Source organism: Novosphingobium mississippiense, assembly GCF_044029535.1.
Classification (GTDB): Bacteria; Pseudomonadota; Alphaproteobacteria; order Sphingomonadales; family Sphingomonadaceae; genus Novosphingobium.
On record NZ_CP147003.1, the window covers coordinates 578,593 to 602,720 of the forward strand.

At 65.6% G+C, this 24,128-nt stretch carries 25 protein-coding genes; 9 read left to right on the forward strand and 16 right to left on the reverse strand.

The features are described 5' to 3' along the window. Window positions 1-8: 8 nt before the first annotated feature. From WBP06_RS21250 to WBP06_RS21290, 9 genes are all read right to left on the reverse strand, one after another. Window positions 9-1,199: an MFS transporter gene (locus WBP06_RS21250; RefSeq protein ID WP_395337000.1), complete on the reverse strand. Its 1,191-nt coding sequence runs from the start codon at window positions 1,197-1,199 to the stop codon at window positions 9-11. A gap of 20 nt (window positions 1,200-1,219) precedes the next feature. After that, window positions 1,220-2,020, reverse strand: coding sequence for an SDR family NAD(P)-dependent oxidoreductase (locus tag WBP06_RS21255; RefSeq protein ID WP_395337002.1), 801 nt, complete (start codon window positions 2,018-2,020; stop codon window positions 1,220-1,222). 64 nt (window positions 2,021-2,084) lie between these two features. Then, window positions 2,085-2,537, reverse strand: a complete 453-nt coding sequence (locus tag WBP06_RS21260; protein ID WP_395337004.1) for a nuclear transport factor 2 family protein — start codon at window positions 2,535-2,537, stop codon at window positions 2,085-2,087. Window positions 2,538-2,572: 35 nt separating this feature from the next. Further along, window positions 2,573-3,646, reverse strand: coding sequence for an alkene reductase (locus WBP06_RS21265; RefSeq protein ID WP_395337006.1), 1,074 nt, complete (start codon window positions 3,644-3,646; stop codon window positions 2,573-2,575). 8 nt (window positions 3,647-3,654) lie between these two features. After that, entirely contained in the window at window positions 3,655-4,287 is a 633-nt protein-coding gene (locus WBP06_RS21270; RefSeq protein WP_395337008.1) for a nuclear transport factor 2 family protein, read from the reverse strand. Between the two features lie 25 nt (window positions 4,288-4,312). Continuing rightward, window positions 4,313-4,846 (reverse strand): flavin reductase family protein, encoded by a 534-nt coding sequence (locus tag WBP06_RS21275; RefSeq protein ID WP_395337010.1) that lies wholly within the window; start codon window positions 4,844-4,846, stop codon window positions 4,313-4,315. Between the two features lie 145 nt (window positions 4,847-4,991). After that, window positions 4,992-5,480, reverse strand: a complete 489-nt coding sequence (locus WBP06_RS21280) for an Lrp/AsnC family transcriptional regulator (protein WP_395337012.1) — start codon at window positions 5,478-5,480, stop codon at window positions 4,992-4,994. A 3-nt stretch (window positions 5,481-5,483) separates the two neighbouring features. After that, window positions 5,484-5,960: an Lrp/AsnC family transcriptional regulator gene (locus WBP06_RS21285; protein ID WP_395337015.1), complete on the reverse strand. Its 477-nt coding sequence runs from the start codon at window positions 5,958-5,960 to the stop codon at window positions 5,484-5,486. A gap of 246 nt (window positions 5,961-6,206) precedes the next feature. Next, the gene (locus WBP06_RS21290) at window positions 6,207-8,351 is read right to left on the reverse strand and encodes an FAD-dependent oxidoreductase (RefSeq protein ID WP_395337017.1); all 2,145 of its coding nucleotides are present in this window, start codon (window positions 8,349-8,351) and stop codon (window positions 6,207-6,209) included. 237 nt (window positions 8,352-8,588) lie between these two features. Here WBP06_RS21290 and WBP06_RS21295 point away from each other — a divergent pair, with 237 nt between their 5' ends. The 5 genes from WBP06_RS21295 to WBP06_RS21315 all read left to right on the forward strand — a co-directional run bounded on the left by WBP06_RS21295 (window position 8,589) and on the right by WBP06_RS21315 (window position 13,265). Beyond that, the gene (locus WBP06_RS21295; RefSeq protein WP_395337020.1) at window positions 8,589-9,359 is read left to right on the forward strand and encodes an SDR family NAD(P)-dependent oxidoreductase; all 771 of its coding nucleotides are present in this window, start codon (window positions 8,589-8,591) and stop codon (window positions 9,357-9,359) included. 78 nt (window positions 9,360-9,437) lie between these two features. Next, complete coding sequence (locus WBP06_RS21300) at window positions 9,438-10,976, forward strand: flavin-containing monooxygenase (protein WP_395337023.1); 1,539 nt, start codon at window positions 9,438-9,440, stop codon at window positions 10,974-10,976. Window positions 10,977-11,061: 85 nt separating this feature from the next. Then, complete coding sequence (locus WBP06_RS21305) at window positions 11,062-11,916, forward strand: SDR family NAD(P)-dependent oxidoreductase (protein ID WP_395337025.1); 855 nt, start codon at window positions 11,062-11,064, stop codon at window positions 11,914-11,916. Between the two features lie 49 nt (window positions 11,917-11,965). After that, a complete protein-coding gene (locus tag WBP06_RS21310; RefSeq protein WP_395337027.1) occupies window positions 11,966-12,472 on the forward strand; it encodes a nuclear transport factor 2 family protein in 507 nt (168 codons plus the stop codon). 37 nt (window positions 12,473-12,509) lie between these two features. Continuing rightward, window positions 12,510-13,265, forward strand: coding sequence for a glucose 1-dehydrogenase (locus tag WBP06_RS21315; RefSeq protein ID WP_395337029.1), 756 nt, complete (start codon window positions 12,510-12,512; stop codon window positions 13,263-13,265). Between the two features lie 24 nt (window positions 13,266-13,289). Here WBP06_RS21315 and estDL136 read toward each other — a convergent pair whose 3' ends face one another. The 4 genes from estDL136 to WBP06_RS21335 all read right to left on the reverse strand — a co-directional run bounded on the left by estDL136 (window position 13,290) and on the right by WBP06_RS21335 (window position 16,706). Next, complete coding sequence (gene estDL136, locus WBP06_RS21320; protein WP_395337032.1) at window positions 13,290-14,219, reverse strand: chloramphenicol hydrolase; 930 nt, start codon at window positions 14,217-14,219, stop codon at window positions 13,290-13,292. Between the two features lie 83 nt (window positions 14,220-14,302). Next, the gene (locus WBP06_RS21325; protein WP_395337035.1) at window positions 14,303-15,181 is read right to left on the reverse strand and encodes an SDR family NAD(P)-dependent oxidoreductase; all 879 of its coding nucleotides are present in this window, start codon (window positions 15,179-15,181) and stop codon (window positions 14,303-14,305) included. Between the two features lie 42 nt (window positions 15,182-15,223). Then, window positions 15,224-15,931 carry an EthD domain-containing protein gene (locus WBP06_RS21330; protein WP_395337037.1) on the reverse strand — a complete coding sequence of 236 codons (708 nt, stop codon included), beginning with the start codon at window positions 15,929-15,931 and terminating at the stop codon, window positions 15,224-15,226. A gap of 13 nt (window positions 15,932-15,944) precedes the next feature. Continuing rightward, a complete protein-coding gene (locus tag WBP06_RS21335) occupies window positions 15,945-16,706 on the reverse strand; it encodes an SDR family NAD(P)-dependent oxidoreductase (protein WP_395337040.1) in 762 nt (253 codons plus the stop codon). A gap of 135 nt (window positions 16,707-16,841) precedes the next feature. Between WBP06_RS21335 and WBP06_RS21340 the strand changes: the two genes are divergently transcribed. Beyond that, on the forward strand, window positions 16,842-18,557 hold the full coding sequence (locus WBP06_RS21340) for an FAD-binding protein (RefSeq protein ID WP_395337042.1): 1,716 nt from the start codon (window positions 16,842-16,844) through the stop codon (window positions 18,555-18,557). 166 nt (window positions 18,558-18,723) lie between these two features. Here the strand turns inward: WBP06_RS21340 and WBP06_RS21345 are convergent, their stop codons facing one another. Both WBP06_RS21345 and WBP06_RS21350 read right to left on the reverse strand, forming a co-directional pair. After that, window positions 18,724-19,890, reverse strand: a complete 1,167-nt coding sequence (locus WBP06_RS21345) for a sulfotransferase family protein (RefSeq protein ID WP_395337044.1) — start codon at window positions 19,888-19,890, stop codon at window positions 18,724-18,726. A gap of 52 nt (window positions 19,891-19,942) precedes the next feature. Next, entirely contained in the window at window positions 19,943-20,419 is a 477-nt protein-coding gene (locus tag WBP06_RS21350) for a nuclear transport factor 2 family protein (RefSeq protein ID WP_395337046.1), read from the reverse strand. 3 nt (window positions 20,420-20,422) lie between these two features. Between WBP06_RS21350 and WBP06_RS21355 the strand changes: the two genes are divergently transcribed. Continuing rightward, window positions 20,423-20,953 (forward strand): nuclear transport factor 2 family protein, encoded by a 531-nt coding sequence (locus tag WBP06_RS21355; protein WP_395337048.1) that lies wholly within the window; start codon window positions 20,423-20,425, stop codon window positions 20,951-20,953. On the opposite strand, the gene WBP06_RS21360 is transcribed toward WBP06_RS21355, so the two are convergent. Continuing rightward, complete coding sequence (locus tag WBP06_RS21360) at window positions 20,919-21,785, reverse strand: LysR family transcriptional regulator (protein WP_395337050.1); 867 nt, start codon at window positions 21,783-21,785, stop codon at window positions 20,919-20,921. The two genes, WBP06_RS21355 and WBP06_RS21360, sit on opposite strands and share 35 nt — an antisense overlap. 122 nt (window positions 21,786-21,907) lie before the next feature. Between WBP06_RS21360 and WBP06_RS21365 the strand changes: the two genes are divergently transcribed. Both WBP06_RS21365 and WBP06_RS21370 read left to right on the forward strand, forming a co-directional pair. After that, a complete protein-coding gene (locus WBP06_RS21365; RefSeq protein WP_395337052.1) occupies window positions 21,908-22,987 on the forward strand; it encodes a Rieske 2Fe-2S domain-containing protein in 1,080 nt (359 codons plus the stop codon). 75 nt (window positions 22,988-23,062) lie between these two features. After that, entirely contained in the window at window positions 23,063-23,830 is a 768-nt protein-coding gene (locus WBP06_RS21370; protein WP_395337054.1) for an SDR family NAD(P)-dependent oxidoreductase, read from the forward strand. The last annotated feature ends 298 nt before the right edge of the window (window positions 23,831-24,128 follow it).

Consider the following 24,128-nt stretch of genomic DNA (forward strand, 5'->3'; position numbering starts at 1 on the left):
GGTCTGTTTCAGGCGAGTTTGGGCCGGCGACCCAGCCAGCGCACCGCGAACCAGAGCGCCAGTACGCCGCCCGATGCGGAAAGGATCGCCAGCGCCGCCGATGCCCCGGCGTGGAGGCGGATCGGATCGAGCGCGAACTGGACCAGGAACGGTCCGCCGAAAATCGCCCCTTTCATCAGGCCGATCACGCGCCCGCGATTGCTCTCGTCCGACAGGCCGATGGCATAGACCATCAGGCTGGGCATCAGCACGCCGATCCCCACGCCTTCGATCGCCATGCCGAAGGAAACCATCGGTGCGGTGGGGGCGTAAGCCATGATCAGCAGTCCGAACCCGCTGCAGGCGGCGCCGAAGACGAAGGCCAGATCCAGCGAAATGAGCCGCCGGATCCGGCCATAGGCGAAGCCGGTCAGCACGACCGTTGCCGCGCCGGACAGCGCGGCGATCGCGCGGCCCGAACTGCTGACGATGCCCACGTCGACCAGCCGGTGCGGCAGATAGGCGGACGTTCCGGTGGCTATGCTGCCGACGATCAGCCCGAAGCCGAGGATGGAGGGCAACACGTGCAGGGGAATGCCCGTCGCCGTGGCGGAGCGTTCGCGCGTGGTGGCCGCCCGCCCGGGTATCCCGACCAGCGCCAGCAATGCGGCGATGAAGCCCACGCCGTAGATCAGGAAGGAGGACCGCCATGCCGCGTCCGCCATCTCACCGGCCACGATCGACAGCGCCATTCCCGCCAGCGCCCCGACGGAGGGGATCATGCCCGACCAGAAGTTACGTCCGGCCTCATCCCAATAGTCCCCGATCACGGAGAATGCCGCCGCCCCCATCGATCCCAGCGCGATGCCGACGACAAGGCGGCCCAGCACCGCCTGCTCCAGCGTTCCCGCGAACATCACGGCGCAACCGGCCAAGCCATAGAGGAGGGCGGATGCGACCATTACCCGGCGATGGCCCAACCGGTCTGCCAGCCAGCCGCCAAGGGGCGAGCCGATCAGCACGCCCAGGCCCAGCACGGTCAGCACCATGGTCACGGTGACGTGCCCCTGCGCGGCGCCGAATTCACGTTCGATCTGGGGCAGGATGGGGGAGAGGGTGCTGTTGGCAACGCCGCTCATCGTCGCGAAGGCGATCAGCGCTGCGCGGCCCAGGACGCCGATTGCGGGCCTTGCCGTCGAAGCGCGCCCGTTCGTTTTCATGCTTCGACCTCCGGCCGCGTTCATGCTTCGACCTCCGGTCGCCAGGCCACGCCGTTGATGTGCCCGCCGCCATCCACGAACAGGGTGTTGCCGGTGGTATAGCCACCGCCCTCGCTTGCCAGGAACACGGCAACGGGGCCGATGTCACCCTCGGCATGGCCGAAGCGGCCCACCGGCACTTGCGTCAGGATCGTTGCTGCCATGTCGGGATTGCTTTCCAAATAGGCGCGCGCATGGGGGCTGGTGGCGGAAGGGCAGATCACGTTGCAGGTGATCCCGTGCGGCCCCCATTCCACGGCGGCGGTGCGGGTCAGCGCGCGCAGCGCTTCCTTGCTGGCGTTGTAGCCGGCGGTGAACATGTGGGCGTTGACGCCGTTGAGCGAGCCGAGATTGATGACGCGGCCGAACCCTTGCGCCTTCATCACCGGAAACGCCGCGCGCATGGCGCGGAACGCGGACCAGTAGTTGAGATCGAAAGCCGCGGCCATTTCGGCATCGGTGTGGTTCTCCAGCCGGCGCGAAAAGCTGGAGCCGGCGTTGTTCACCAGCACGTCCAACCGGCCCATCCGCTCCGCCGTTTCGGTGACCATCCGATCGACCTGCTCGGGCCGGGTCACGTCGATCTGAAGGGCAATGGCGCGCACGCCGTGGGTCTGGCGCAGCCATTCGGCCTCACGCTCGGCCTCGTCCAGCCGGCGCTGCGCGATCGCGATATCGGCGCCGGCAGCGGCGAGTGCACGGGCAATCCCTTGCCCCACGCCCTGTCCGCCGCCGGTGATAAGCGCGACACGGCTCGAAAGCTGGCGGACATTTGCGGCCATGTGGTCATCCTTCATCGCTTCCGCCCCATTTCACCGGCATGAGCGCCTTGCCGCTTCGGGAAGGCTAGCCAAGCTGCGCATTTTCCATGGCAATCACCGCCGGATCGCCGGCATGCAGGAACCACAGGGCATCGCGCCGGACGATGCGCCAGCCGTGATCGCCCCTCTGCCAGCGGTCGACATATTCGCCGGTGGAATCGAATATGCCGCCCACGGGATCGTCGCACCGTTGGTGGCGGGCCTGCACATAGGCGCGGCTGGTGGCATCATCCCCGTCCACATCGACGATCACGCTGCCGATCAGGTGTTGGGTGGGGCCGCACCGGTCCAGATAGCGGCGCATGTTCCGTTCCAGCGCATCGATGCCGGCTTCCTCGCCCAGACCGTAGTTGAACGTGAGTTCCCGTGCGAAGACATCCGGAAGATCGGCCCAGCTTTTCCGGTCAAGGATGCGTGCGAACTGGCCCAGCCCTCTGGTGATCTGCCGCTCGTCGAGAAGAACCTGCATGTCGCTCATCGCTGCATCCCCGTTTTGGTGTCAGTGTATCGCTATCAGTCCACCAGTGCCGGATAATCGGTGTAGCCGCGCCGGTCGTCGCCCATGCCAGTGTAGAACGTGGCGCGGTCCGCCTTGGCGAGCGGGGCACCGGTGCGTAGGCGATGGGCAAGATCGGGGTTGGCGATGTAGGCGAAGCCGAACGAGACGGCATCGGCCTTGCCATCGGCCAGCACGGCCCGCGCCTTTTCGGGTGTGAGCGCGCAGTTCTCGATCACCGGCCCGGACCAGTGCGCGCGGACCAGGTCCAGCGCGTCGAAACCGGCATTGGGGATGTGGATCAGATGGCAGTAGGCCAGGCCCAGCGGGTCGATGGCGTCCAGCAGGGTGGCATAGGTTTCCGACGGATCGGCATCGGCCATGCCGTTGAAGGTGACGCCGGGGCAAATGCGCAGGCCCACGCGGTCCGCACCGATCGCCTTGGCCAGCGATTCCAGCGCCTCCACCACGAAGCGCACTCGGTTCTGCACCGAACCGCCGTAGCGGTCGGTCCGCTGATTGCTGTTGGAAGAGAGGAACTGCATCGGCAGGTAGCCGCTGGCGCAGTGGAGTTCCACGCCATCGATCCCGGCCGCGCGGGCATTGTGCGCGGCGGCTACGTATTCGGCGATGACCCCGGCGATCTCGTTAGTTTCGAGCGCGCGCGGCATTTCGGTGGGCATTGGCACGCCATCGGGGCCGGGGATCGGATCGGCGCAGGGCAGCGCCGATGGCGCGACGGTTTCGGCATCGGCGGCCTTGTTGGCCCGCACGGAAGCGCGGCCCACGTGCATCAGTTGCACGACGATGCGGCCGCCTTCGCCATGGACCGCATCGGCCACCTTGCGCCAGCCTTCGATTTGCGCGGGCGAATGGATGCCCGGTGTACGCCAGTATCCCTTCCCGGCGGGCGATGGCTGGGTGCCTTCGGTGACGATCAGCCCGGCGGAGGCACGCTGGCGGTAGTATTCGACCATCAGGTCGGTCGGCTCGTCCTCGGGGCCGGCGCGATCCCGCGTCATCGGTGCCATGACCACGCGGTTGCGCAGTTCGATTGCGCCAAGGCGGACGGGGGTGAAAAGCGGATCCATCGGCAGGTTTAACTCCGCACGCGTGGACGGGGCAGCGGGGCGCCGCGTCGCATCGTTTCGATGAATTTTTCCAGCGGCGCGGGGGCGTCTACCGGGCCATCGTGCGCCATGCCGTGGCGATCCCAATAGGTCTTCCAGCTGGGGAACAGGTCGTGGAAGCTGCCTTCGTAGGGCGGCTCGCCGGGCCAGCGCATCTTGCGTTCGCCGATCGGCGGACGGTTCAGGTCGCTGGCGTACCAGTAGAGCGGCAGGCGGCGGCGGAAATACCAGCGGCCGTCGATCCGCTCGTACCGGTCGAAATACATCATCTGCATGACCACCCAGTCGCCGCCGGCCTCATGCTCGTTCTTGGAATAGACCACGCCTTGCGCATTGTCGGCATCGTCGAAGTCGATCACATGGCCGCCGATGTGGTGCGAGGTGCCGGTGAACTGGCGCGAATGCGTTTCATCGAACCAGTCGCGCAGCGCCTTGCGGCCGGACTGGCCGCCGCCGACCTTCACGTCCGCCGGAAACAGGTTTACCCAGGCATCGCTGTCGCGCATGTCCAGGGCGAGGGCGTACTTGGCGGGAAGCTGGCGGATGGCGTCGAGCGATTCCAGACGGTCTATCCGCGCAAGCAGGGCATCGTTTTCAGGCATTGGGTTCTCTTGCAAAGGGGTGAGTTCAGGCAGCCAGCGGGGCCAGCCGGCCCAGGCAGCCATTGGCCCAGCCCAGGATATCCTCGCCCCCGGTGGAGACGAGTTCGTGGACATCGCCGATCAGCAGGTCATGCGTGCCGTAGGCCACCCGCTCGCGGATGCGGCAGAAGATGTTGGCGGGCGCGCCCTCGATGAACCAGACGCGGCCCCGGCGTTGCCATTCGGGCTGGGTGAAGCGCAGCGCGCGCGCTTCCGGCCGGGCAAAAGGCTCCATGTGGCCGTGGCGTTCGCTGTCCAGCAGGTTGATGCAGAACTCGCCGCTACGCACCAGCGCGTCATGGCTGGACCCCGAACGGTTGACCGCGATGGCCATCGAACAGGGCTCCAGCGAGACTGGCATGATCGCCGACATCGCCAGGCCGACCGGCTCGCCCGTCTCGGGATCGAAGCTGGTGACCACGCCCACCGGCGCCGGCAGGTGCCGCAGCACACGCTTCAGGCGCGCATCCAGCGCAGGTGCTTCCAAGGTACGGTCAGGTGCCGCTTGGGTCTCGCTCATATGCCTGCTCCCGTAGGCCATCGGGAGCTGCGCAAGCGAGTGCGACTCAACGATGACGCTTTAGATTTGCGTCATCGTATATCCATTGAATTACGCAAATGCAAACAAGATTGGGCTGGATTTGGCGAAAACGCGAAATCCGGCGTCAATCCTCGTCGGCAACATGCTCCGGCGGGGTGATCTTGGCCATGCGCGCCTCGTACTTCACGGTGCTGACCGCGATCGAGGTTTCGACATGGTGCACGCCGTCGATCATCAGCACGAGTTCGGAGGCGATGTGCTGCAGCGTCTCCAATTCGTCGAACAGGCAGAGCGCGGCGATGTTGAACTGGCCCATCGTCACCAGCACGGCGTTGACTTCGGGCAGCGCGCCGATGGCTTCCGCCACTTCGCGCACGCGGTGCACGTCGGCTTGCACGTTGATGAAGGCCAGGCGCGATTTCTTGCCCATTTCGAAGCCGGTGATCGCGGTGAAGGCGATCAGGCCGTCCTGCTGCAGCCGCTTGATACGGCCGCGCACGGTGCCTTCGGTAACGCCCAGTTCCGCCGCGATCTTGCGGTTGGAAACGCGCGCGTCACGCGCAAGCAGGTCGATCAGCTGATGGTCGAGTGCGTCGAGCACGGGGGAGGACATTGTTCAGCGATCCCTTGCTTCGATCGGCGCGACGTCGAACTGGTACTTGATGATATCGACGACCACGGCGGGCGTCAGTGAGCGGATGCCGCGTACGGTGGAAAGATCGTCGAGCAGGAAGCCGGACAGATCCTCGAACCCCTGCAGCGCCACCAGCATGTCGATGTCGTACCGGCCGGTGACCAGATGCACGGCGAAGACTTCCGGCAGCGCGGCCAGATCGTGCGCCACGTCGTTCACCGGGCGGCCGTCCACTTCCACCGCGATCTTCAGCAGGACGTTGTAGCCATGCGCGGAGAAGTCCGAAACGGCGACTACGCGCAACTGGTTGGCGTCTTCCAGCCGCTTGATGCGGGTGGAAACGGTGGTGGCGGTCAGCCCCAGCGTCTCGGCAATCTGCTGGTTGTTGGCGCGGCCGTTGAGGCGCAGCAACTCGACGATCTTGGCGTCGGTCGCATCGAACTGGAACGTCTGCGTCATGTCTTCCGGCAACCTGCTTCCCGAACGGAGCGTGGAACGAGCGGCCGGTTTGCGCATGGAGCGCTTGCTCGTCAACCTCATAGTGACCGCTGGAAATGTGCGGCAGGGCCGAAAATCGAAGCGCCAAAGCCGCTTACTTGTGGCAGTGATGGCGCGTATGCGTAGAATTCAAATCGCGTATCTACGCGGCGTAAATCGGCCGTTTCCATCGTTCGCCCCCTTTCCGTTGATCGCCTGTGCCCGGCCTCAGGCCGGTTGCGGATGGTGGGCCGCTGCGATTTCCCGCACCGCTTCGGCCGCGCCACGCATCGCCCCCTCGATGTAGCCGACGCCGTTGGCATCGCCCACGACATGGACGGTGAAGCCCGCCGCCTCGATAGCATGCGCCAGCGACAGATCGCCTTCCGCTCCGCGCGCGACGATCACGTTGTCCGCTGCAATGCCCTGCACCTGGCCTTCGCGGTCGGTGAAAGTCACTGTGTCGGGGCCGATGGCGATATCTGTCGCGCCGCCGTGCAGGCCGACGTGATGCTCGGCCAGTTCGGCCAGAATGCGCATCCGCCGTACCAGCATCAATCCGCGGCCCAGCCGTGGGCCTTCCTCGATCACATGGACGGTACGGCCGCGTTCGCTGAGGAATTCGGCCAGTTCCAGCCCGACCAGTTCACCGCCGACGATGACGATGCGGTCGCCCAGCGGCATCCACGTATGCGTGGCCTTGCGCACTAGTGCGAGGTTGGCGGTGGCCCCTGTCGCGGCGCCGACCTTGGTGGCAAGGCGGGTGAACAGGCCCGTCTTGCGCTTCAATTCGTCCGAGCTTTCGCCCAGCATCATCCGGCGCATGTCGTCGCCGGAGAAGACATGCGGCAGATCGCCCCCGGGGATCGGCGGCATTGCGCGCACCGCGCCGGTGGCGACGATCACGTCCTTCACCCCCAGTTCGCGCAACAATTCGGGCGTGGCCACCGTCGACAGCCTTACATCCACGCCGGCCTCTCGCACTTCGCGGCGCAGCCAGTCCAGAATGCGCTCGTTGGGTTCGTAGGCCAGACTGGCGAAGCGCAGGGTGCCGCCCAGCCGGTCCGATTTCTCGATCAGCGTCACCTTGTGGCCCAGCGCCGCCAGCCGCCGCGCCGATTCCATGCCGCCGGGGCCACCGCCGACCACCGCGATGGGGCGCGGCGACCCGGCTTCCGGTTCACCCTGATACTCGCGGCCCAGCGCGGGATTGACCGCGCAGCGCACGGCTTCGCCCATGTAGATCGCGCTGATGCAGGTGTAGCAATAGATGCAGGGGCGCACGGTTTCTTCCGCGCCTTCGGTCAGCTTGCGCGGCAGGTGCGGGTCGGCCAGCAGCTTGCGCCCCATGGCGACGACGTCCAGTTCGCCGCGCCCGATCGCCCGGTCCGCCACGTCGGGCCCTACCCGGCCCGAACCGAGTACCGGAACCGATACCACCTCACGAATGGCGGCCACGGATTCCAGGTTCCAGCCGGGCGTCTGCGGCGTGTGCGATTCCGAATGGAGCTTGCCCTGATCGGTGTCGTGATAGGCGGTGACGGTGATCGCATCCGCCCCGGCGGCCTCCACCAGCTTGGCCAGATCGCGTGCAAGGTCGATGGTGATGCCGCCCGGCTTGCCGACATCGCGCGAATCGATCTTGATCCACACCGGGAAATCGGGCCCGACTTCGGCGCGCACCGCCTTCAGCACGTCCAGCGCCAGCCGCGCGCGGTTTTCCAGCGGGCCGCCGTAAGCGTCCGTGCGCGTGTTGGTAAAGGGCGAGATGAAGGAGGAGAGCAGATAGCCGTGCCCGGCGTGGATCTCCACACCGTCGAAGCCGGCCTCTTTCGCGCGGCGGGCGCCCGCGGCGAACTGGCTGACGGCAAGGTCGATGTCCGCCTGTTCCAACGGCTTGATCGCGGGCGGCTTCATCCCGGCCAGCGGGGCCAGTTCCTCCATCAGGAAGTATTCGGTGAAATTGCCCTTCGGCGGCTTGGGATAGGCCGGCGCCCAGAGCGGATGGCCCCAGCGCGCGTGGCTGTAATTGGCGACGAGGCCGCCGTGGTGAAGCTGCGCGGCGATCTTCGCGCCGTGTGCGTGGACGCGGTCGGTCAACTGGCGCAGGCCGGGAATGAAGCGGTCTTCCGAAATCGCCGTTTGGCCCATCGACACCGCGCCCACCGGCCAGGCGACGCCCGCCACGCCCGAGATGATCAGCCCGGCGCCGCCGCGCGCCTGTTCCTCATGATAGGCGATCAGCCGTTCGCCCACGGTGCCGTCGTCTTCGGACAGACTCACCCCCATGGCGGTGACGGCGATGCGGTTGCGAATCTCCATCGCACCGATCCGAAGCGGGGAAAGCAGATGCGGATAGGTATTGGATGTCATGCGGCTGGCTCTCTTATTCCCCGGGGCGCGGTTGGGCGGCGGAAAAGCGGCAGACCGGCGATTGGCAGGGCCATAACCCCGTGCAATATCGCATTTTGCCTCTCCCATCGCCTTTTGGCTTGTCATTGCGCAAATTATTGGCGATGATTTTACGATAATCAAGGCAAACTTGGTTCATGGCTTGGCGATATGCGTCGTAGCGATGGAACCGGGGGCGATGAACCAGGCGGAGAGATGATGGCGGATCGGCTCGCAGGCAAGAGGCTTGTGGTGATCGGCGCGGGCACCGGAATCGGTGCTGCGACCGTTGAGCGTCTCTGCGCCGAGGGTGCGCGTGTCGCCGTTCTGGACATCAACCTGCCTGCGGCGCAGGCAGTCGCCACGCGCATGGCCGCTAATGGGCATGAGGCTTTCGCGCTGGCGGTGGACATTGTGGACGAGGCATCGGTCAATGGCGCGATAGCCGCAGCGGCGGAGCGGCTGGGCGGGTTGGACGGTGCCCATGTCAACGCCGCCGACTTACGCGCTATCTTTGCGGACAGCGATGCGCTGGCGCTGGATCTGGCCGTGTTCGACCGGACGATCGCGGTGAACTTGCGCGGCCATCTGCTGTGCACGCGGGCGATGCTGCCGCACCTGCTTGCGGCGGGCGGCGGAGCGATCGTCTATACCAGCTCCGGCGCGGGTGACAGCGGAGAGCCGGAACGGCCCAGCTACGCCGCGTCGAAAAGCGGCCTCAATGCGCTGATGCGGCACGTCGCGTCGCGCTGGGGGAAGGAGGGGGTGACGGCCAACTGCATCGCCCCCGGCTTCGTGATGACGCCGGAGATGATCGCGGGCGGGCAGGTGCCCCCCGAATGGGCCGATCTTTGCCTGGCGCAGACCCGATCGACGCGACTGGGCAAGGCGGAGGATATTGCCGGGGTGGCGGCCATGCTGCTGTCCGAAGACGGGCGCTGGATCAACGGGCAAGTCGTCCACGTCAATGGCGGCGCTCTGCTGAATTGAAATCGTAGAACAGAGAATTGGCCGGGCCTGCATGCTGACCACTGGCGGGACCGGCCACCGAATGGAGAGAGGAAGACTATGGCACAGGACAAGCAGACGACGCGCAAGTTGCGGTACGCGATCGTCGGCGCAGGCATGGCGGGGCTGCTCGCCGGGGTGAAGCTGCGGCAGAACGGAGAGGAGTTCACGCTCTTCGAAAAGGCCGACAAGCTGGGCGGCACCTGGCGCGAAAACCGATATCCGGGCCTCACCTGCGACGTGCCGGCCCATGCCTATACCTATTCGTTCGAACCCTATCCGGAGTGGAAGGCCTATTACGCCGCCGGTCCCGAAATTCAGGCCTATTTCGAAATGGTGGCGGACAAGTACGACGTGCGCCGCTCCATACGCTTCGGTTGCGAAGTGGCGGGGCTGGTCTGGGATGAAGCCGCCAGCGAATGGACGGTGACGCTGGCCAATGGCGAGAGCCACCGCTTCGACGTGGTGATCGCTGCCTCCGGCGTGCTGCACCATCCCAAGACGCCGCCGATCGAGGGACTGGATACCTTCGCCGGCCATGCCTTCCACACGGCGCGCTGGGATGACGATGCCCCGATCGACGGTGCCCGCGTGGGCCTGATCGGCTGCGGATCGACCGGCGTGCAGATACTGACCGCGATCAACAAGCGCGTGGAGAAGCTGGTGCATTTCCAGCGCTCTCCGCAGTGGATCATGCCGGTGCCGCAGTTCCCCTATACCGACGAGGACCGCGCTGCCTTCCGCGCCGATCCCGCACTGATGGACGCGATCCGCTATCACGAGGACTATATCGGCGCGATCCGGCGCTTCACCGATGGCATTACCGACATCGATGGTCCGGAGATGGCGGAGATTGAGGAGATCTGCCGCGTCAATCTGGAGAACTCGATCCGTGATCCGGAACTGCGCGAGAAGCTGCGCCCCGATTACCGCGCGGCCTGCAAGCGGCTGATCTATTCGTGGTGCTTCTATGAGGAAGTGCAGAACCCCTCCGTCTACGTCGAAACCGGGCGTATCGCGCGGGTGGAGCCGGAAGGCGTGCGCATGGTGGACGGCATGTTCCACCCGCTGGACACGCTGATCCTGGCCACCGGGTTCCATGCCGATCGCTTCATTCGCCCGGCAACGGTGACGGGCGAGGGCGGCCGTTCGCTGGACGAGGCCTGGGCCACGCGGCCCACCGCCTATTATGCGCTCAGCGTGCCGCACTTTCCCAACCTGTTCCTGCTCAACGGGCCGACAGGGCCGGTGGGCAACTTCTCGCTGATCGACATTGCCGAACGGCAGTGGGACTATGTGGAGCAATTGCTGGACCGCTTGCGCGCCGGCGAAGTGCGGCAGATCGCACCGACGGCCGAGGCGCACGCGGACTACGAAGAACGCCGGATCGATGCAGCGAAGAAGACGATCTTCGGTTCGGGCTGCACCAGCTGGTATCTCGATGCGGAGGGCGTTCCGGCCAGCTGGCCGTGGAGCTACGACGCCTTTGCCGATGCCATGCGCGCGCCGGTATTCGCGGATTACGGGCTTTCCGGCCCGTCGTCGGCACAGGCCAATGCCGCCAGCTCCGCGCAGTTGGAGGAAGAAGCCTCCGCGTGATCCAGGCGGGAAGAAGGGATGACGGCAACCCTGCCAGGCGCATCCTTTCTTCCCACATGACAACAGGGTTTGAGGGAGAGTGTGCATGGCGCGTGACGCCGAAGTTTTCGCTGGCGGCGTGGCCGTCATCACCGGGGCCGGATCGGGCATCGGCGCGGGCCTTGCCCGGCGTGCCGGCACGCTGGGCATGACCGTGGTGGTAGCCGACATCAACCAGGCCGCCGCACAGGCGACGGTCGATGCCATCGTATCCGCCGGCGGCAAGGCCGAGGCGGTGCGGGTGGACGTTTCCAAGCCCGAGGAACTGGACCGGCTGGCCGACCACGTCTTCGCCACCCACGGCGACGTGCGGCTGCTGGTCAACAACGCCGGGATCGAGACAGTGGGCTTCACCTGGGAAATCCCCGTCGCCCGCTGGGAAGCCACGCTGGACATCAACCTCCACGGCGTGATCCACGGCGTGCGCGCCTTCGTGCCGCGTATGCTGGAAAGCGGCAAGGAAGCTTGGATCGCCAACTTGTCCTCGATCGGCGGCTTTTCGGTCATGCCGGCGCAAACGGCCTATATCGTCACCAAACATGCGGTGCAGGCCTTCAGCGAGTGCCTCTATCTGGAAATGCAGCTGAAGCAGGCGCCGATCCACGTCTCCTCGATCATTCCGGGCATGCTCAAGACCAATATCTTCAATGCCGAAGCCGGCGCGGGCGAGCCCGAGGCGGCCGCCAGCCATCGCCGCAAGATGGCGGAGATGATGAACGCCTACGGCATGGATCTGGACGAAGGCTGCCGCCTGTTCCTGGAACAGATCGCGGAGAACAAGTTCTGGGTCCACAGTCAGCCCGAGATGAGCCGGCAGGTACTGGAAGGACGAATGGCCTTCTTCCAGAACGAGACACCGCCGTTCATGCCGGACATCGCGCACGAGATCGCCGCGGACTGATCCCGTCGCAAGCCTAATGAAGCAACCAGATAAATTCGGAGAGACGCGAATGCCCATCAGCCTGGAAGAGATCGCCGCGCGCCTTGCCGCGCTGGAGGACAAGGAGGCGATCCGTGCGCTCAAGGCCCGTTATTTGCGCGCCTGCGATCTCAAGGAGCCGGAGGTGGTGCGGGACTGTTTTCTGCCCACCGGCGCGCGCATCGCCTATGAAGGGTTCCCCGAATTTGCCGATCGCGATGCCTTCGTAGAGGTGTTCAGCCAGATGGCGTGCCAGCCCGGCGTGCATGATATCCACCACGCCACCAACTGGGAGATCGACCTTGTCGGCCCGGACGAGGCGCGCGGGCTCTGGTCGCTCAATTTCCGCACGATCCTGATGAGCGCGCAGCGCGTTACCCGCCTCGCCGTGGAATATGAGGACGTTTACCGCCGCCATCAGGGCCGCTGGTTCATCGCCGAAACGGTGAGCCGGGTGACGTCGATGATTACCGAGGAAATCGGCAAGGACGGCGCGCTGCGCGTCATCGCCTGCGGCGAAGTGCCAGTGGCTGCCTGAGGCGCCGCCTGATAGAGATTTGAGAGAGGATACGGGAATGATCGATTACGGATTGGCCGGCAAGGTCGCGCTGGTCACCGGTGCAAGCGGCGGCATCGGCCGGGCCGCCGCGCTGGCCTTCGCCCGCTCTGGCGCGAGTGTGCTGGTCAGCGACGTCAACGAGGAAGGCGGGCGCGAAACCGTCTCGCTGATCGAGAAGGCCGGCGGCAAGGCGGCGTGGCAGCGCTGCGACGTGAGCAAGGGAGACGAGGTGAAGGCGATGGTGGCCGCCGCAGTCTCCGCATTCGGCCGCCTCGACTATGCGTTCAACAACGCCGGGATCAACTCCATCACCGCCAACGAATATGAGGACGAGGTCTGGGCGCGCAGCGTGGGCATCAACCTGACGGGCGTGATGCTGTGCATGCGTGAGGAAGCGGAAGTGATGCTGGCGCAGGGTGGTGGCGCGATCGTCAACACGGCGTCGATCAACGGTATGGTCGGCAATCCCAGCCAGCCTGGCTACACCGCCACCAAGCACGGCGTCATCGGCCTGACCCGCCACGGCGCGTTGCGCTGGGCCAAGGCCGGCATCCGCGTCAACGCCGTGTGCCCCGGTGTGATCGAAACGCCGATGACTGCGCCGCTGGTCGCCGATCCGCAAATGAAGCAGGTGATCGAGGGGATGACCCCGATGGGCCGCATGGGCAAGGCGGAAGAGATTGCCGAGGCCGTCGTCTGGCTCTGCTCCGACGCGTCGGCATTCGTCACCGGCCATCCGATGGTGATCGATGGCGGTGCGACCGCCATCTGATCGATACCATGCTCGCCTGAGCGATCAGGCGAGCGCTTCGCGCAATCCCCTCCCGGCGCGCTCCATCCATGGCAGCGCGCCGGGCACCGCCTGAAACATCGACAGGAAGCCGTGGATCATCCCCGGCGCCACCGCGCTATCGACCGTCACGCCCGCTTCGCCCAGCCGCGCGGCATAGGCCATGCCTTCGTCGCGCAGCGGATCGTGCTCGGCCGTGATCACTGTGGCAGAGGGCAGCCCGGCAAGATCGGCCGTGCCCAGCACGCTGGCGAGCGGGACATGCCCGGTCGTGCCGCTGCCCAGGTAGTGCTGCCAGAACCAGCGCATGGCATCGGTGGAGAGAAAATAGCTGCCATCGCCATTCTCTTCGTAGGAGCCGTGGCCCAAGCTGTTGCAGGTGACCGGATAGGCCAGCGTCTGATGGCGCAGTGCGGGGCCGCCCTCGTCACGCGCGCGGATCGCCACGGCAGCGGCAAGATTGCCCCCGGCGCTGTCGCCCGCCACGGCCAGTCGCGTGGCATCGACACCCAGCGTTTCGCCATGGGCCGCAGCCCAGACCAGCGCGTCGTAGCAATCGTCGAGCGGTGTGGGAAAGGGGTGCTCCGGAGCGAGGCGATAGCCCACCGACAGCACCGCCGCGCCACTTTCGCGCGCCAGTTGGCGGCAAGTGGCGTCATGCGTATCCAGCGTACCGATCACCCAGCCGCCGCCATGGTAGAACACCACCAGCGGCGGCGTTTCATGCGCATTTTCCGGCACGTAGAGCCGGGCGGGAATGTCGCGGCCGGGCAGGGGCAGCACCAGATCCTGCACCCGTGCCACTTCGGGCGGCGGCGCGAAGGCCATCGGCTGATCGTTGATCGCGCGCAGCGCTTCGGGCGTGATCGTGGCGTAATCGACTTGCGGGGCAGCGGAGAACATGTCCAGCAGCGCCTTGATATGGGGATCGAGCATCCTCGGTGCGTTCCTCTCCTTGACCGGCGGGCGCGTTCGCCTCGCCGGTTGTGATCGTCAGTCTGGTCTGCGGGCCGTCTGCGTCAATAGACTGCCGCCGGGTTCTTCGGCCGCGGGCTGCCGAGCATCTCGCGGTGCGAGGGGCGCTCACGCCCGCGATCGGTAACGCCCAGGGTGCGCGCCACTTCGGCCACGATCAGCGTCTGGCCGGACAGGTCTTCCCGATCCGGGGCGTGCTGGATCGCTTCCAGCACATGCGCGGAAAATTCCGGGTTTTCCGCCATTTCCGCGAAAGCTTCATACTGTTCGGGATTGGTGCGGCGGGCAATCTCGGCCCGTTCGGTGACTTGCGGGCCAAGCCAGAGCGAGATGGCGATCACGCCGGTGCCGCGCAGATCGTGCTCCATGTCGTGCGCCAGCTTGTCGAGACCGGCCTTCTGCGCGCCATAGGCGGGGCCGTGCATATAGCAGGAGGCGCCGAAGGAAGAGGTCATGGCGATGCAGCCCGATCCCTGCGGCACCATCATCCGCGCCGCGTGCCAGCTGGCGACATAGGCGGAGCGGAGGCCGACATCGAGAATCTTCTGCGCGTCCAGCTCCTTCTCCCAGAACGGCATCTTGGCGATCAGCTGGTGATGCATGTAGGCGGCATTGTTGACGAGCACGTCCAGCCGCCCGGATTCCTGCCGGATGCGATCGAACAGCGCGGCGACTTGCGCGTCGTCGGCATGGTCGCAGACCACCGGGATGCCGGTGCCGCCCAACTCGTTCACGCGGGCGGCGGTTTCCGCCACCGTGCCCGGCAGCACCGATCCGTCCCACCCCTTGGCATCGCCGGGCACGGTTGTGCGGCCGGTGACGTAGACGGTATAGCCCATTTCGCCGAAGCCGCGCGCAATGCCCGCGCCGGCGCCCCGGCTTGCGCCGGTGACGAGCGCGACCTTTCCGTTTCCTTGCGCCATCTTCTCTCTCCCGTTGGTTCTATTCGTGTGTCAGTCCGCTCTTCAGTCAGCGAACTGGAATTGGCTGGTCGGGATCACGTCGATCCGCGAAAAGTCGATGAAGCGCGTGCAGCTGTCCATCATGATGCGGGCGTTCTCTTCGAACTTGGCGGGATCGCCCGCCGCGTCGAAGAACACTTCCGGCGCGGACATGGCCTCGGTCGGGAAGCACTCTTCCACGAAGGCATCGTAGGCCGGCGCATCTGCGGTAAGCGGGCGCACCACGATGTTCTGCACGTATTCGAAGTTCGATTGCGTTTCGATGGCGACGCGGGTGTGCTCGCCCACCCAGTGCGCGAGCGCGGCGTCGCGGCTGATGTCGCGGCGGAAGGCCAGGAATGTCGACTGGCTCCAGCCCCAGGTCCGCGCATCGGGCCGGGGCGGATGCGCCTCATTGGCGATGATGGTCGATTCGCAGACCAGCCATGCCGCAAAACGGTCGCAGTATTGCGCCAGAATCGCGTCCACCGCGCCGCGAAACCGGCTGTTGGCCGATTCCATCCAGAACTGCACCACTGCGTCCTGCTGCGGAACCTGCCAGCGCTGCACTATCTGATCGGCCGGAGTTACCGCTGCATCGCGCAAGTTCAGCCGCACGCGCTGCGCGCCGGCTGCCTGCAGCGCGGCGGGCAACCCGGCCAGCAATCGCTCGGCATAGGCGGCGCGCGTTTCGTCTTGAGGGGCCCAGAGGGCGACGACGATCTTTTCCACGAACTGCCGTCCTTCAGTCGAAATTGGCCTGCCCGCCGTCGAGCGGGATGGTGGCGCCGGTCAGATAGCCAAGGTCGGTGCCGCACAGGGCCACCAGCGCGCGGCCGATGTCTTCCTCCAGGCGGCCGATCCGGCCGAGCGGGATGGTGCGGAAGAACGCTTCGGCCTCGGCCGGATTGTGTTCCACCCAACCTTTCAGACCCGGCGATTCCGCGTGGGGCGCGATGGTCAGAACGCGCACGCCTGCACGCCCCCACTCGGCGGCGGCGGCGCGGGTGAGTGCGCGCGTGGCCTGCTTGACGGCGGCATAGGCGCCGTATCCGGTCATGTCCCAGCGGATCCCGGCAGAGGAGGCGAAATTGAAGATCGTGCCGCCGCCGCGCGCTGCCATCACCGGCTGCACACGCTTCATCAGGCGGAAGGTGGCCAGCGGGCCGGATTGGAAGCCGGCTATGAAAGCCTCATCCGTAACGTCGTCCAGCTTGCCCAGCGGCACTTGCTGTGCGTTGTTGACCAGCACGTCGATTCCGCCGAACGCGGCGCAAGTGGCCTCTACCGCCGCGTCGATCTGTTCGGCGCTGCAGACGTCGCAGGCCAGCGCCTGCGCCTCGCACCCTTCCGCGACTAGAGCCTGCGCCGCCTGCGCCACCTTGTCATACGTGCGGCCTGACAGCATCACTTTCGCGCCAGCCTGGGCCATCGCCCGCGCCACGCCCAGGCCGATCCCCTGTCCCGCGCCGGTAATCAGCGCCACTTTGCCTTTCATCTCCACCATTATGCTCTTTTACCCGAATGACTCGTAAAAAATGAAGCTTCAATTTACGCATGGAGTTGACACGAGTGCAATATCAATCGCAACATGCGTCACAAGATCCTATAAAGAGGCCGGGCTGCCGGCCGGGTGAGAGGCATGACCGGGAATTCGAACGCGCAGTGGGACGCACAGTGGGACAGGGTCGTCGACGTTGTCGTCGTCGGATCGGGTGCGGGCGGAATGCTGTCCGCACTGGTGGCGGCGCATAACCGGGCCGATGTGCTGATCGTTGAAAAGGATGCGCTGTGGGGGGGCACATCCGCCACATCGGGCGGCGGCATCTGGATTCCAGGCAGCGATCAAGCGCGCGAAGCCGGGTTCGTGGACGATCTGGACGATGCCTTCCGCTATGTGCGCGGGCTTTCGGCCGCGAATGTGCCCGATGAGAACATCCGCGCCTTTGTGGACAATGCCGCGCCGATGCTGCGCTGGGTCACCGCAAACACGCGCGTGCGCTATCAGGCGCAGCCCTATCCCGACTATCATGCGGAAAATCCGGGCGGCTCGCCCACCGGATTTCGCACCCACCTGCCGCTGGAGTTCGACGGCAAGCTGCTCGGCGCGGCGATCCGCACGCAGCGCTTTCCGTCCCCGGCGGCCAGCCTGTTCGGCTATCTCCAGTGGACGTTCGCCGAGACGTACCAACTGCTCTACCGTACCAAGGGCTGGTTCACGCACCTTGTCGCCAACATGGGCAAGTACTGGCTGGACCTGCCGTTTCGCTTCACCTCGCGCAAGGATCGCCGTCTGACGTTGGGCGGGGCGCTGACCGGTGCGCTGCGGCTGGCGCTGGACGAGGCGGGTGTGTCGGTCTGGCTGGGCTGCCCTATGTGGGAGATAGTGCGCGAGGACGGGCGCGTCACCGGCATCGTGGTGGAGCGCGGCGGCAAGCCGCTGCGGATCGGCGTTCGCAAGGGCGTGGTGCTGGCGGCGGGCGGGTTCGACAAGAACCAGCAGATGCGCGATGCCAATGCGCCGCTCTATCCGCAGGCGAAACTGTCCGGCGGCGTCACCAGCAATACCGGCGATTCCATTCGCGCGGGTGCGGCGATCGGGGCGGGCACGATGAACCTGCAATCGGCCTGGGCCGCACCGGTGTTCTACGTTCCCGGTGAGGATCGCGGCCGGCTCTGCACGATCGAGCGGGCGCTGCCCGGTTGCATCATGGTCAACCAGAAGGGCGAGCGCTATCTGAACGAAGCGGCGTCCTACCACGTCACCGGGCAGGAAATGGCGCGCCGCCAGCGCGACCATGGCGATGCCAGCCCCAGCTGGATGATCTTCGACAATCGCTATCGCCAGCAGTTCCCGATGGGCCCGCTGCTGCCGCTGGTGCCGGACTGGCTGCAATCGCGCGGAGTGCGCCAGATCCTGTGCAAGGGGCAGAGCGTGGAGGAACTGGCGGCCAAGATCGGCGTCGATCCCGCCGCGCTGGCCGGCACTGTTGCGGAATTCAATGTCCATGCGGCGGAAGGCCGCGATCCCGCCTTCCATCGTGGCGAGGCGGCCTATGACAAGATGTACGGCGACTATCGCCATGGCCCGAACCCCTGCCTGCGTCCGCTGACCGAGGGGCCGTTCTATGCCCTGCCGATCTATCCGGGGGACATCGGCACCAACGGCGGCCTGCGCACCAATGCGCGCGCGCAAGTGGTGGACGATCACGGCGCGGCCATCCCCGGCCTCTACGCGGTGGGCAACAATGCCGCCTCCGCCATGGGGGAGAGCTATCCGGGCGCCGGCGTCACCATCGGCCCGGCCATGACCTTCGGCTACATCGCCGCGCGGGACCTGACCGGCGCGAACAACTGATCGCGCCGGTCCCGGAGACCTGCTTCCTTAGAGTCTGCTTGAAAATCCGCCACCGGCCCATTCCCCACCCGACCACCCAACGATTGTACTCTAGTGGGTGATCGGGCGCGGGAGTGGGCCGGTGCCGCTAAAAAATACCCTGCCGGGCATTTTTCAAATGGCCTCCTTAAGAAAGGTAGCGGGCGCGGTATCCGGCGAAGGCTTCGCGCACCGTTGCCATGTCGACCCCGAAGCGCTCCGGCGCGTAATCGTGCGTCGGGCGCTGTTCGCGGCTGTTCCCGGCCATGAATTCGGCCAGCGCGGCTTCGTTCGGGGCAACGCCCATCCGCGCCAGGACCCGCTCCGCCTGCCCGACCGGATCGCGCGCCACGGCACGGTAATCGATATCGACGAAGCGGTGCTCGCCGATGCGGGCGCGGGCCTGTTCGAACAGGGCCATCCACTCGGCCAACCGGGCGGACCAGAACTGGCCAACCTCCCGGTCGTCCACCGTCGCCGCCAGCTTGTAGAGCGCAGCTTCCATGCTGACGTAGGAGGGCACGACTTCGGCCGGATCGCGGTGGGTCATGATCAACAAAGCCTCTGGAAAGGCGCGCGCGGCCAGTTCGGCGTAAGGCAGGTTTGACGGGCTTTTCAGGATCCACTTCGCCCCGCGCCGGGCCGGATCCTGCCATTGCAGGTACTTGAGGATGGTCTTCAGGTCCTCATGCCCGCGCGACTGGTCATAGCCATCCAGCCACCGCGCGAAGGAGGGGACGAAGCTCATGCCCTCGATCATCGTCGAAACGAACATCTGGCCAAGGATCAGGATTTCCTCGTCCGGGGCCTCGGGATCGAGGGGGTGGATCGAGACGAGTTCGGGCGATAGCTGCAGCCAGCCGTCGATCATGGCCTGCGCATAGGCGCGCCGTTCGCGTGGATCGCCCGGCGTCTCGTTCGGGAACGGCGCGAAGTTTTGCGCTTCGTACCAGCGGATCGCGGTCATTCCCGGCGCGGCGGCCAGCAGGCGGTGGAAGATCGTGCTGCCGGTGCGCGGCAGGCCCAGGATCACGCCCGCCACTTCGACCTGTTCCTCCAGGATTTCGGGCGCGCGGCGAATGTCCGCCATCATTCGCAGGCGGCTGGTCAGTCCCTTCACCACCACTTCTCGCTGCGCGGCATAGCCGGCGGGCGTCAGCCGCGCTTCGCGGTGGACCGCCTCAACATAGCGTTCCATCGGTTCCAGGAACCAGGTGTCTCCGAAATCGTCGAGCCCGGCGCGCTGCCGGGCAGCGTCCAGCAGGGCGTCGCAGGTGAACGACGCTGCCTCGTCAGTGGGGGCGATGGTGGCCATGAGTACAATCCTCTCCATTGTGCCGTGCCGTCTTCGGCCTTGGCGTTGTTTCTTATGCGGGGCCGATGTCGTCCGGCCCCCAGTATCCGCGCAGATGCGTGATCCGGTTCTGCGAGTCGAAGCTGCAGACATCGATCGAGCGAATGCGCAGGCGCGTGCTTCCTGGTGGGGTGAATTCCACATCGAAGGCCAATGCCGCTTCGCGACCGTGGGATCCGCGTGCTGGGCCGAGGGGATGGATGCGCGATTCGAACGCGACCGTATCGGCAAACCATCCGCGGATCGCCGCACCCGTCTTCGCTTCGCTACCCACTGGATCCTCGATGACCGCGTCTGGCGCAAAGAGTGCGAGAATGCCTTCCACGTCGCCCGCATTGATGCGTTCGACATAGGCATCGAGCGCGGCCCTCATGGCCGGATGATTCGGCAATCCATCTGTAAAATTTGATTCAATCATGGATTTGCGTAATACATGAGGCGATATTATCTGAAAATCGAAAATAATCGGCTCTTCGAGCGAAAGGATCATGGGATGGTGCCTGATTGGCGGGAGCATGGCGATCGCATGGCGATCATCGATCTGGTCGCACGCTACTGCCGGGGGTGCGACCGGCGCGATTTCGCGCTGGTCCGAACGCTTTATCATGACGATGCGGTGGATGATCACGGCACGATGTTTCGCGGCGGCCCCGATGCCTTCGTCACATGGCTGCCGCAGGCGATGGCGCCGTGGGAACTGACGATCCATGCGATCGCCAACAGCGTGGTCGCGATCGACGGCGACCGGGCGGAGGGTGAGCATCTCGTCCGGGCATGGCACCGCACGCATCCACCGGAGAGGAACGAATATATCGTCCACGGCCGCTACCTTGATCGGTACGAGCGGCGCGAGGGCGTCTGGAAATTCCTCCACCGCCAACTGGTCTTCGATCACGGAGAGGTTCGCGCGGTCGACGAAGCAGCAATGGCCAGACTGGGCGCGGAAGCCAGCCACGGCCGCGCCGATGGTGGCGATCCGTCGTGGGAATTCAGCATGCTGGCGGGCCTTTCACGCGCGCGCTGAGGGCGTCGGTCAGGAACGCGATCAGGGCGCTCAATCCCGGGCTGGGCGGGGCCTTGGCGCGATGCAGAAGCCACAGCGGGCAGTCATGGCGCGGGTCGGGCGGGGCCAGGCGTTCCAGATCCACCTCGGCATCTGCGGCGAAGCACCAGAGCGTTGCGCTGCCTAGTCCCGCCAGCACGGCCTGCTTCATCTGCGGCCAGGCGTTGAACGTGGTCAGGCCGGCCTTTTCCGCCGCCTCGCCGGCCGGATTGCTGGCCGTCCACTGGCTGCCGGGCAGTGCGGCGTCGAGTTCGAAACCCCAGCCCAATTGCATAGGTTGTGCCGTCCTGTCCCGCCGGGCGTAAGGAGCCTGCACCAGCGTGGCCAGTTCCACGCCCCAGAGCCGCAGCGGCGGCTTGCGCACAAGCGCGATGGCCAGATCGGCGCGGCGGTAGGTCACGGCGTCGATGGGATCCAGTTCGCCCAGCAGTTCGATGGAGACTTCGGGGTGAAGGCGGCGGAATTCTGCGAATTCGGGCAGGAACTCGCTAACGATGCCCCCGCTGCCCGCCACGCGCACCGGGCCTTGCGCCAGATGGGGCAGCGCCAGATCCCTGCGCATCTGGGCGACTTCGCGCTCCATGACCTCGGCAGCGGCCAGCAATCGCTTGCCGGCCCGGTTGGGTGCGGGCCCCAGTGGCCCTTCCTCGAACAGCGCGACACCTAGCGCCGCTTCCAGCGCGTCGACCCGGCGGCCCACTGTCGTGCGGTTGATGCCCAACTGACGCCCCGCGGCGGTGTACGAACCGGCGCGCACGGCAGCCAGAAAGACCTGAAGATCGCTCCATTCCATAACGCGTGCATATTTGCACAACCTATGTGCAGGTCAATTACCTTCGCAAATCGGCAATCGGAAGGCTAAATGGACAAGGAATGCGCCGCCGTGAGCAGGCGCAGCATAAGGAGTCGATGCAAATGGCCACTACCAGCGACTATGGCCTTGGGCCTCACGCATTTCCGCGTGGCTGGTTCATGATCGGAGCAGCGGAGGAGGCGACGCGCACGCCCGCCGCGATACGGTATTTCGGCAAGGATTTGGTGCTTTATCGCGGGGAATCGGGCACGCCCTATGTCGTCGATGCCTATTGCCCGCACATGGGCGCGCATCTGGCGAAGAACAGCACGTCCTACATTGTGCGTGACGCCGAACATGTCGAAGGCGAATCGATCCGCTGCCCGTTCCACGGCTGGCGTTACGGGCCGGACGGCGCGTGCAACCACATCCCCTATTCGGACTTCGTGCCCAAGGCGGCGAAGCTGGGCACCTACAAGGTGGTCGAACGCGCCGGCATCCTGTGGATGTGGCATGACGAGGAAGGGCTGGAGCCGGATTACGAACTGCCCCAGTTCGGCGGGCATTACGGCGAGCCGGGCTGGGTGGAATGGAAGATCGACTTCATGGGCGATCTGAACGTCCACGGTGTCGAGATCGTCGACAACATGGCGGATTACGGCCACTTCGTGCCGATCCACGGCGCCAAGGACTTCCAGTACTTCGCCAATGAGTTCCAGAACCACGTGGTCCACCAGTACTACAGCGCGGGGCACCGCACGCTGACCGCCTCTGCCGAGGATCAGCTGGTGCTGGACACCTGGTACGAAGGGCCCGGTTTCCTCCAGTCGGAAATGGCCGGCGCGTTCGATAGCTTCATCATGATCGCCAACACGCCGATCGAGGATGGCCGATCACGCGCATGGCACGGGCTGATGGTGAAAGTGCACGACGGCTCGCGCGAGATTACCGACGAGGATCGCGCCAATGCCGCCATGTATCAGGAAGGCAGCCGCCTTGCCTTCGCGCAGGACGTGGAGATCTGGGCGAACAAGCGGGCCTGCCTCAATCCCATGGCGGTGCCTGCGGACGGGCCCTATGGCAAAGTGCGCAGTTGGTATCGCCAGTTCTTCAATCCCCGCGCGAAGGCCCCGGAAATCCAGGGCCGCGTGAACGGCCTGGTGGTCACGCTGGACAAGCGACCCGGCAGCGTCGCAGCGTGAACGGGGCGGCCTGATCGGAGCGGCCTGTTCCGGCAGGCCGCTCATGCATTCCAAAACATCGAAGGGAGAGGACCCGTGGCGACATTTCCAGCGGGGTGTACGCTGCTGTTCGGCGGCAGCGGCGGAATTGGGCAGGGCGTGGCGCGGTGCTTCGCCGATGGGGGCAGCGATGTGGCCGTGGTCTATCGCAGCAAGCCCGATGTTGCGAAGACCGTTGCCGCCTATGTCCAAGGAAAGGGCCGCAAGGCCAGCGTCCATGCGGCGGACGTGACCGATGCGGCGCAAGTGCAGGATGCCGTGGCTGCCGCCATAGCCGAACATGGCCGCATTCACACCGTCATCTGGGGAGCCGGACCACTGGTCAACCAGCGCTATCTGGCGGAAACGCCGATGGCCGAATGGCGGCATGCCTTCGATGTCGAAGTGCACGGCTTCTTTGCCGCGGCGCAGGCGGTGATCCCGCATATGCGCGAGCAGGGCGGCGGCAGTTTCGTCACGCTGGGTTCCGCCGGGCATGACTGGTGGCCGGCGCGTGATGGCATGTCCGTGGCGGTGAAGGCCGCGAACGAGCAGCTGATCAAAGGGATTGCCAAGGAAGAGGGGCGCTTCGGCATCCGCGCCAATTCGGTGCTGGTGGGCGTGATCGACGCCGGGCAGCTTCACGAACTGACGCAGCAGGGCCAGTTCGATCAGGCCTGGGTGGAAGAAACGCACAAGCTGCTCTGCCTGCCGCGTTGGGGCACGGCGGAGGAAATCGGCCACGCCTGCGTCTACTTCGCCAGCAACGAGGGCGGGTACACCACCGGGCAGTCGATCTCGGTCTCCGGGGGATTCGGAGTCTGACCTCTTCCTGAAGCATCATGTTTCGATTGTCGGGGTCGGGGGTGTGCGGAATGGCATGCCTCCGGCCCTTTTCCCATGTGCTGCTGCGATGACCCGGATGGCGCGGATTTCCGCCGCTTTCGCTGCGATTTTACTTTTGACCATTTGCGGATTGAATTCCGATAATCATGCGCAATCATCACATAAAATATGATCTTGATGACGTTTTGCGTAAGTGATAGGTCTTCAGAAAGAGCAAGATCACAAGAAAAGGGAAAGGCGCCGCACGGCCCGCCTGCCGATTCCCGGCAGCGGATCA

Excerpts from the sequence above, each read along its gene's own strand:
- WBP06_RS21250 (WP_395337000.1), bottom strand. The coding sequence starts at position 1,199 with ATGAAAACGAACGGGCGCGCTTCGACGGCAAGGCCCGCAATCGGCGTC.
- WBP06_RS21255 (WP_395337002.1), bottom strand. The coding sequence starts at position 2,020 with ATGGCCGCAAATGTCCGCCAGCTTTCGAGCCGTGTCGCGCTTATCACC.
- WBP06_RS21260 (WP_395337004.1), bottom strand. The coding sequence starts at position 2,537 with ATGAGCGACATGCAGGTTCTTCTCGACGAGCGGCAGATCACCAGAGGG.
- WBP06_RS21265 (WP_395337006.1), bottom strand. The coding sequence starts at position 3,646 with ATGGATCCGCTTTTCACCCCCGTCCGCCTTGGCGCAATCGAACTGCGC.
- WBP06_RS21270 (WP_395337008.1), bottom strand. The coding sequence starts at position 4,287 with ATGCCTGAAAACGATGCCCTGCTTGCGCGGATAGACCGTCTGGAATCG.
- WBP06_RS21275 (WP_395337010.1), bottom strand. The coding sequence starts at position 4,846 with ATGAGCGAGACCCAAGCGGCACCTGACCGTACCTTGGAAGCACCTGCG.
- WBP06_RS21280 (WP_395337012.1), bottom strand. The coding sequence starts at position 5,480 with ATGTCCTCCCCCGTGCTCGACGCACTCGACCATCAGCTGATCGACCTG.
- WBP06_RS21285 (WP_395337015.1), bottom strand. The coding sequence starts at position 5,960 with ATGACGCAGACGTTCCAGTTCGATGCGACCGACGCCAAGATCGTCGAG.
- WBP06_RS21290 (WP_395337017.1), bottom strand. The coding sequence starts at position 8,351 with ATGACATCCAATACCTATCCGCATCTGCTTTCCCCGCTTCGGATCGGT.
- WBP06_RS21295 (WP_395337020.1), top strand. The coding sequence starts at position 8,589 with ATGGCGGATCGGCTCGCAGGCAAGAGGCTTGTGGTGATCGGCGCGGGC.
- WBP06_RS21300 (WP_395337023.1), top strand. The coding sequence starts at position 9,438 with ATGGCACAGGACAAGCAGACGACGCGCAAGTTGCGGTACGCGATCGTC.
- WBP06_RS21305 (WP_395337025.1), top strand. The coding sequence starts at position 11,062 with ATGGCGCGTGACGCCGAAGTTTTCGCTGGCGGCGTGGCCGTCATCACC.
- WBP06_RS21310 (WP_395337027.1), top strand. The coding sequence starts at position 11,966 with ATGCCCATCAGCCTGGAAGAGATCGCCGCGCGCCTTGCCGCGCTGGAG.
- WBP06_RS21315 (WP_395337029.1), top strand. The coding sequence starts at position 12,510 with ATGATCGATTACGGATTGGCCGGCAAGGTCGCGCTGGTCACCGGTGCA.
- estDL136 (WP_395337032.1), bottom strand. The coding sequence starts at position 14,219 with ATGCTCGATCCCCATATCAAGGCGCTGCTGGACATGTTCTCCGCTGCC.
- WBP06_RS21325 (WP_395337035.1), bottom strand. The coding sequence starts at position 15,181 with ATGGCGCAAGGAAACGGAAAGGTCGCGCTCGTCACCGGCGCAAGCCGG.
- WBP06_RS21335 (WP_395337040.1), bottom strand. The coding sequence starts at position 16,706 with ATGGTGGAGATGAAAGGCAAAGTGGCGCTGATTACCGGCGCGGGACAG.
- WBP06_RS21340 (WP_395337042.1), top strand. The coding sequence starts at position 16,842 with ATGACCGGGAATTCGAACGCGCAGTGGGACGCACAGTGGGACAGGGTC.
- WBP06_RS21345 (WP_395337044.1), bottom strand. The coding sequence starts at position 19,890 with ATGGCCACCATCGCCCCCACTGACGAGGCAGCGTCGTTCACCTGCGAC.
- WBP06_RS21350 (WP_395337046.1), bottom strand. The coding sequence starts at position 20,419 with ATGATCCTTTCGCTCGAAGAGCCGATTATTTTCGATTTTCAGATAATA.
- WBP06_RS21355 (WP_395337048.1), top strand. The coding sequence starts at position 20,423 with ATGGTGCCTGATTGGCGGGAGCATGGCGATCGCATGGCGATCATCGAT.
- WBP06_RS21360 (WP_395337050.1), bottom strand. The coding sequence starts at position 21,785 with ATGGAATGGAGCGATCTTCAGGTCTTTCTGGCTGCCGTGCGCGCCGGT.
- WBP06_RS21365 (WP_395337052.1), top strand. The coding sequence starts at position 21,908 with ATGGCCACTACCAGCGACTATGGCCTTGGGCCTCACGCATTTCCGCGT.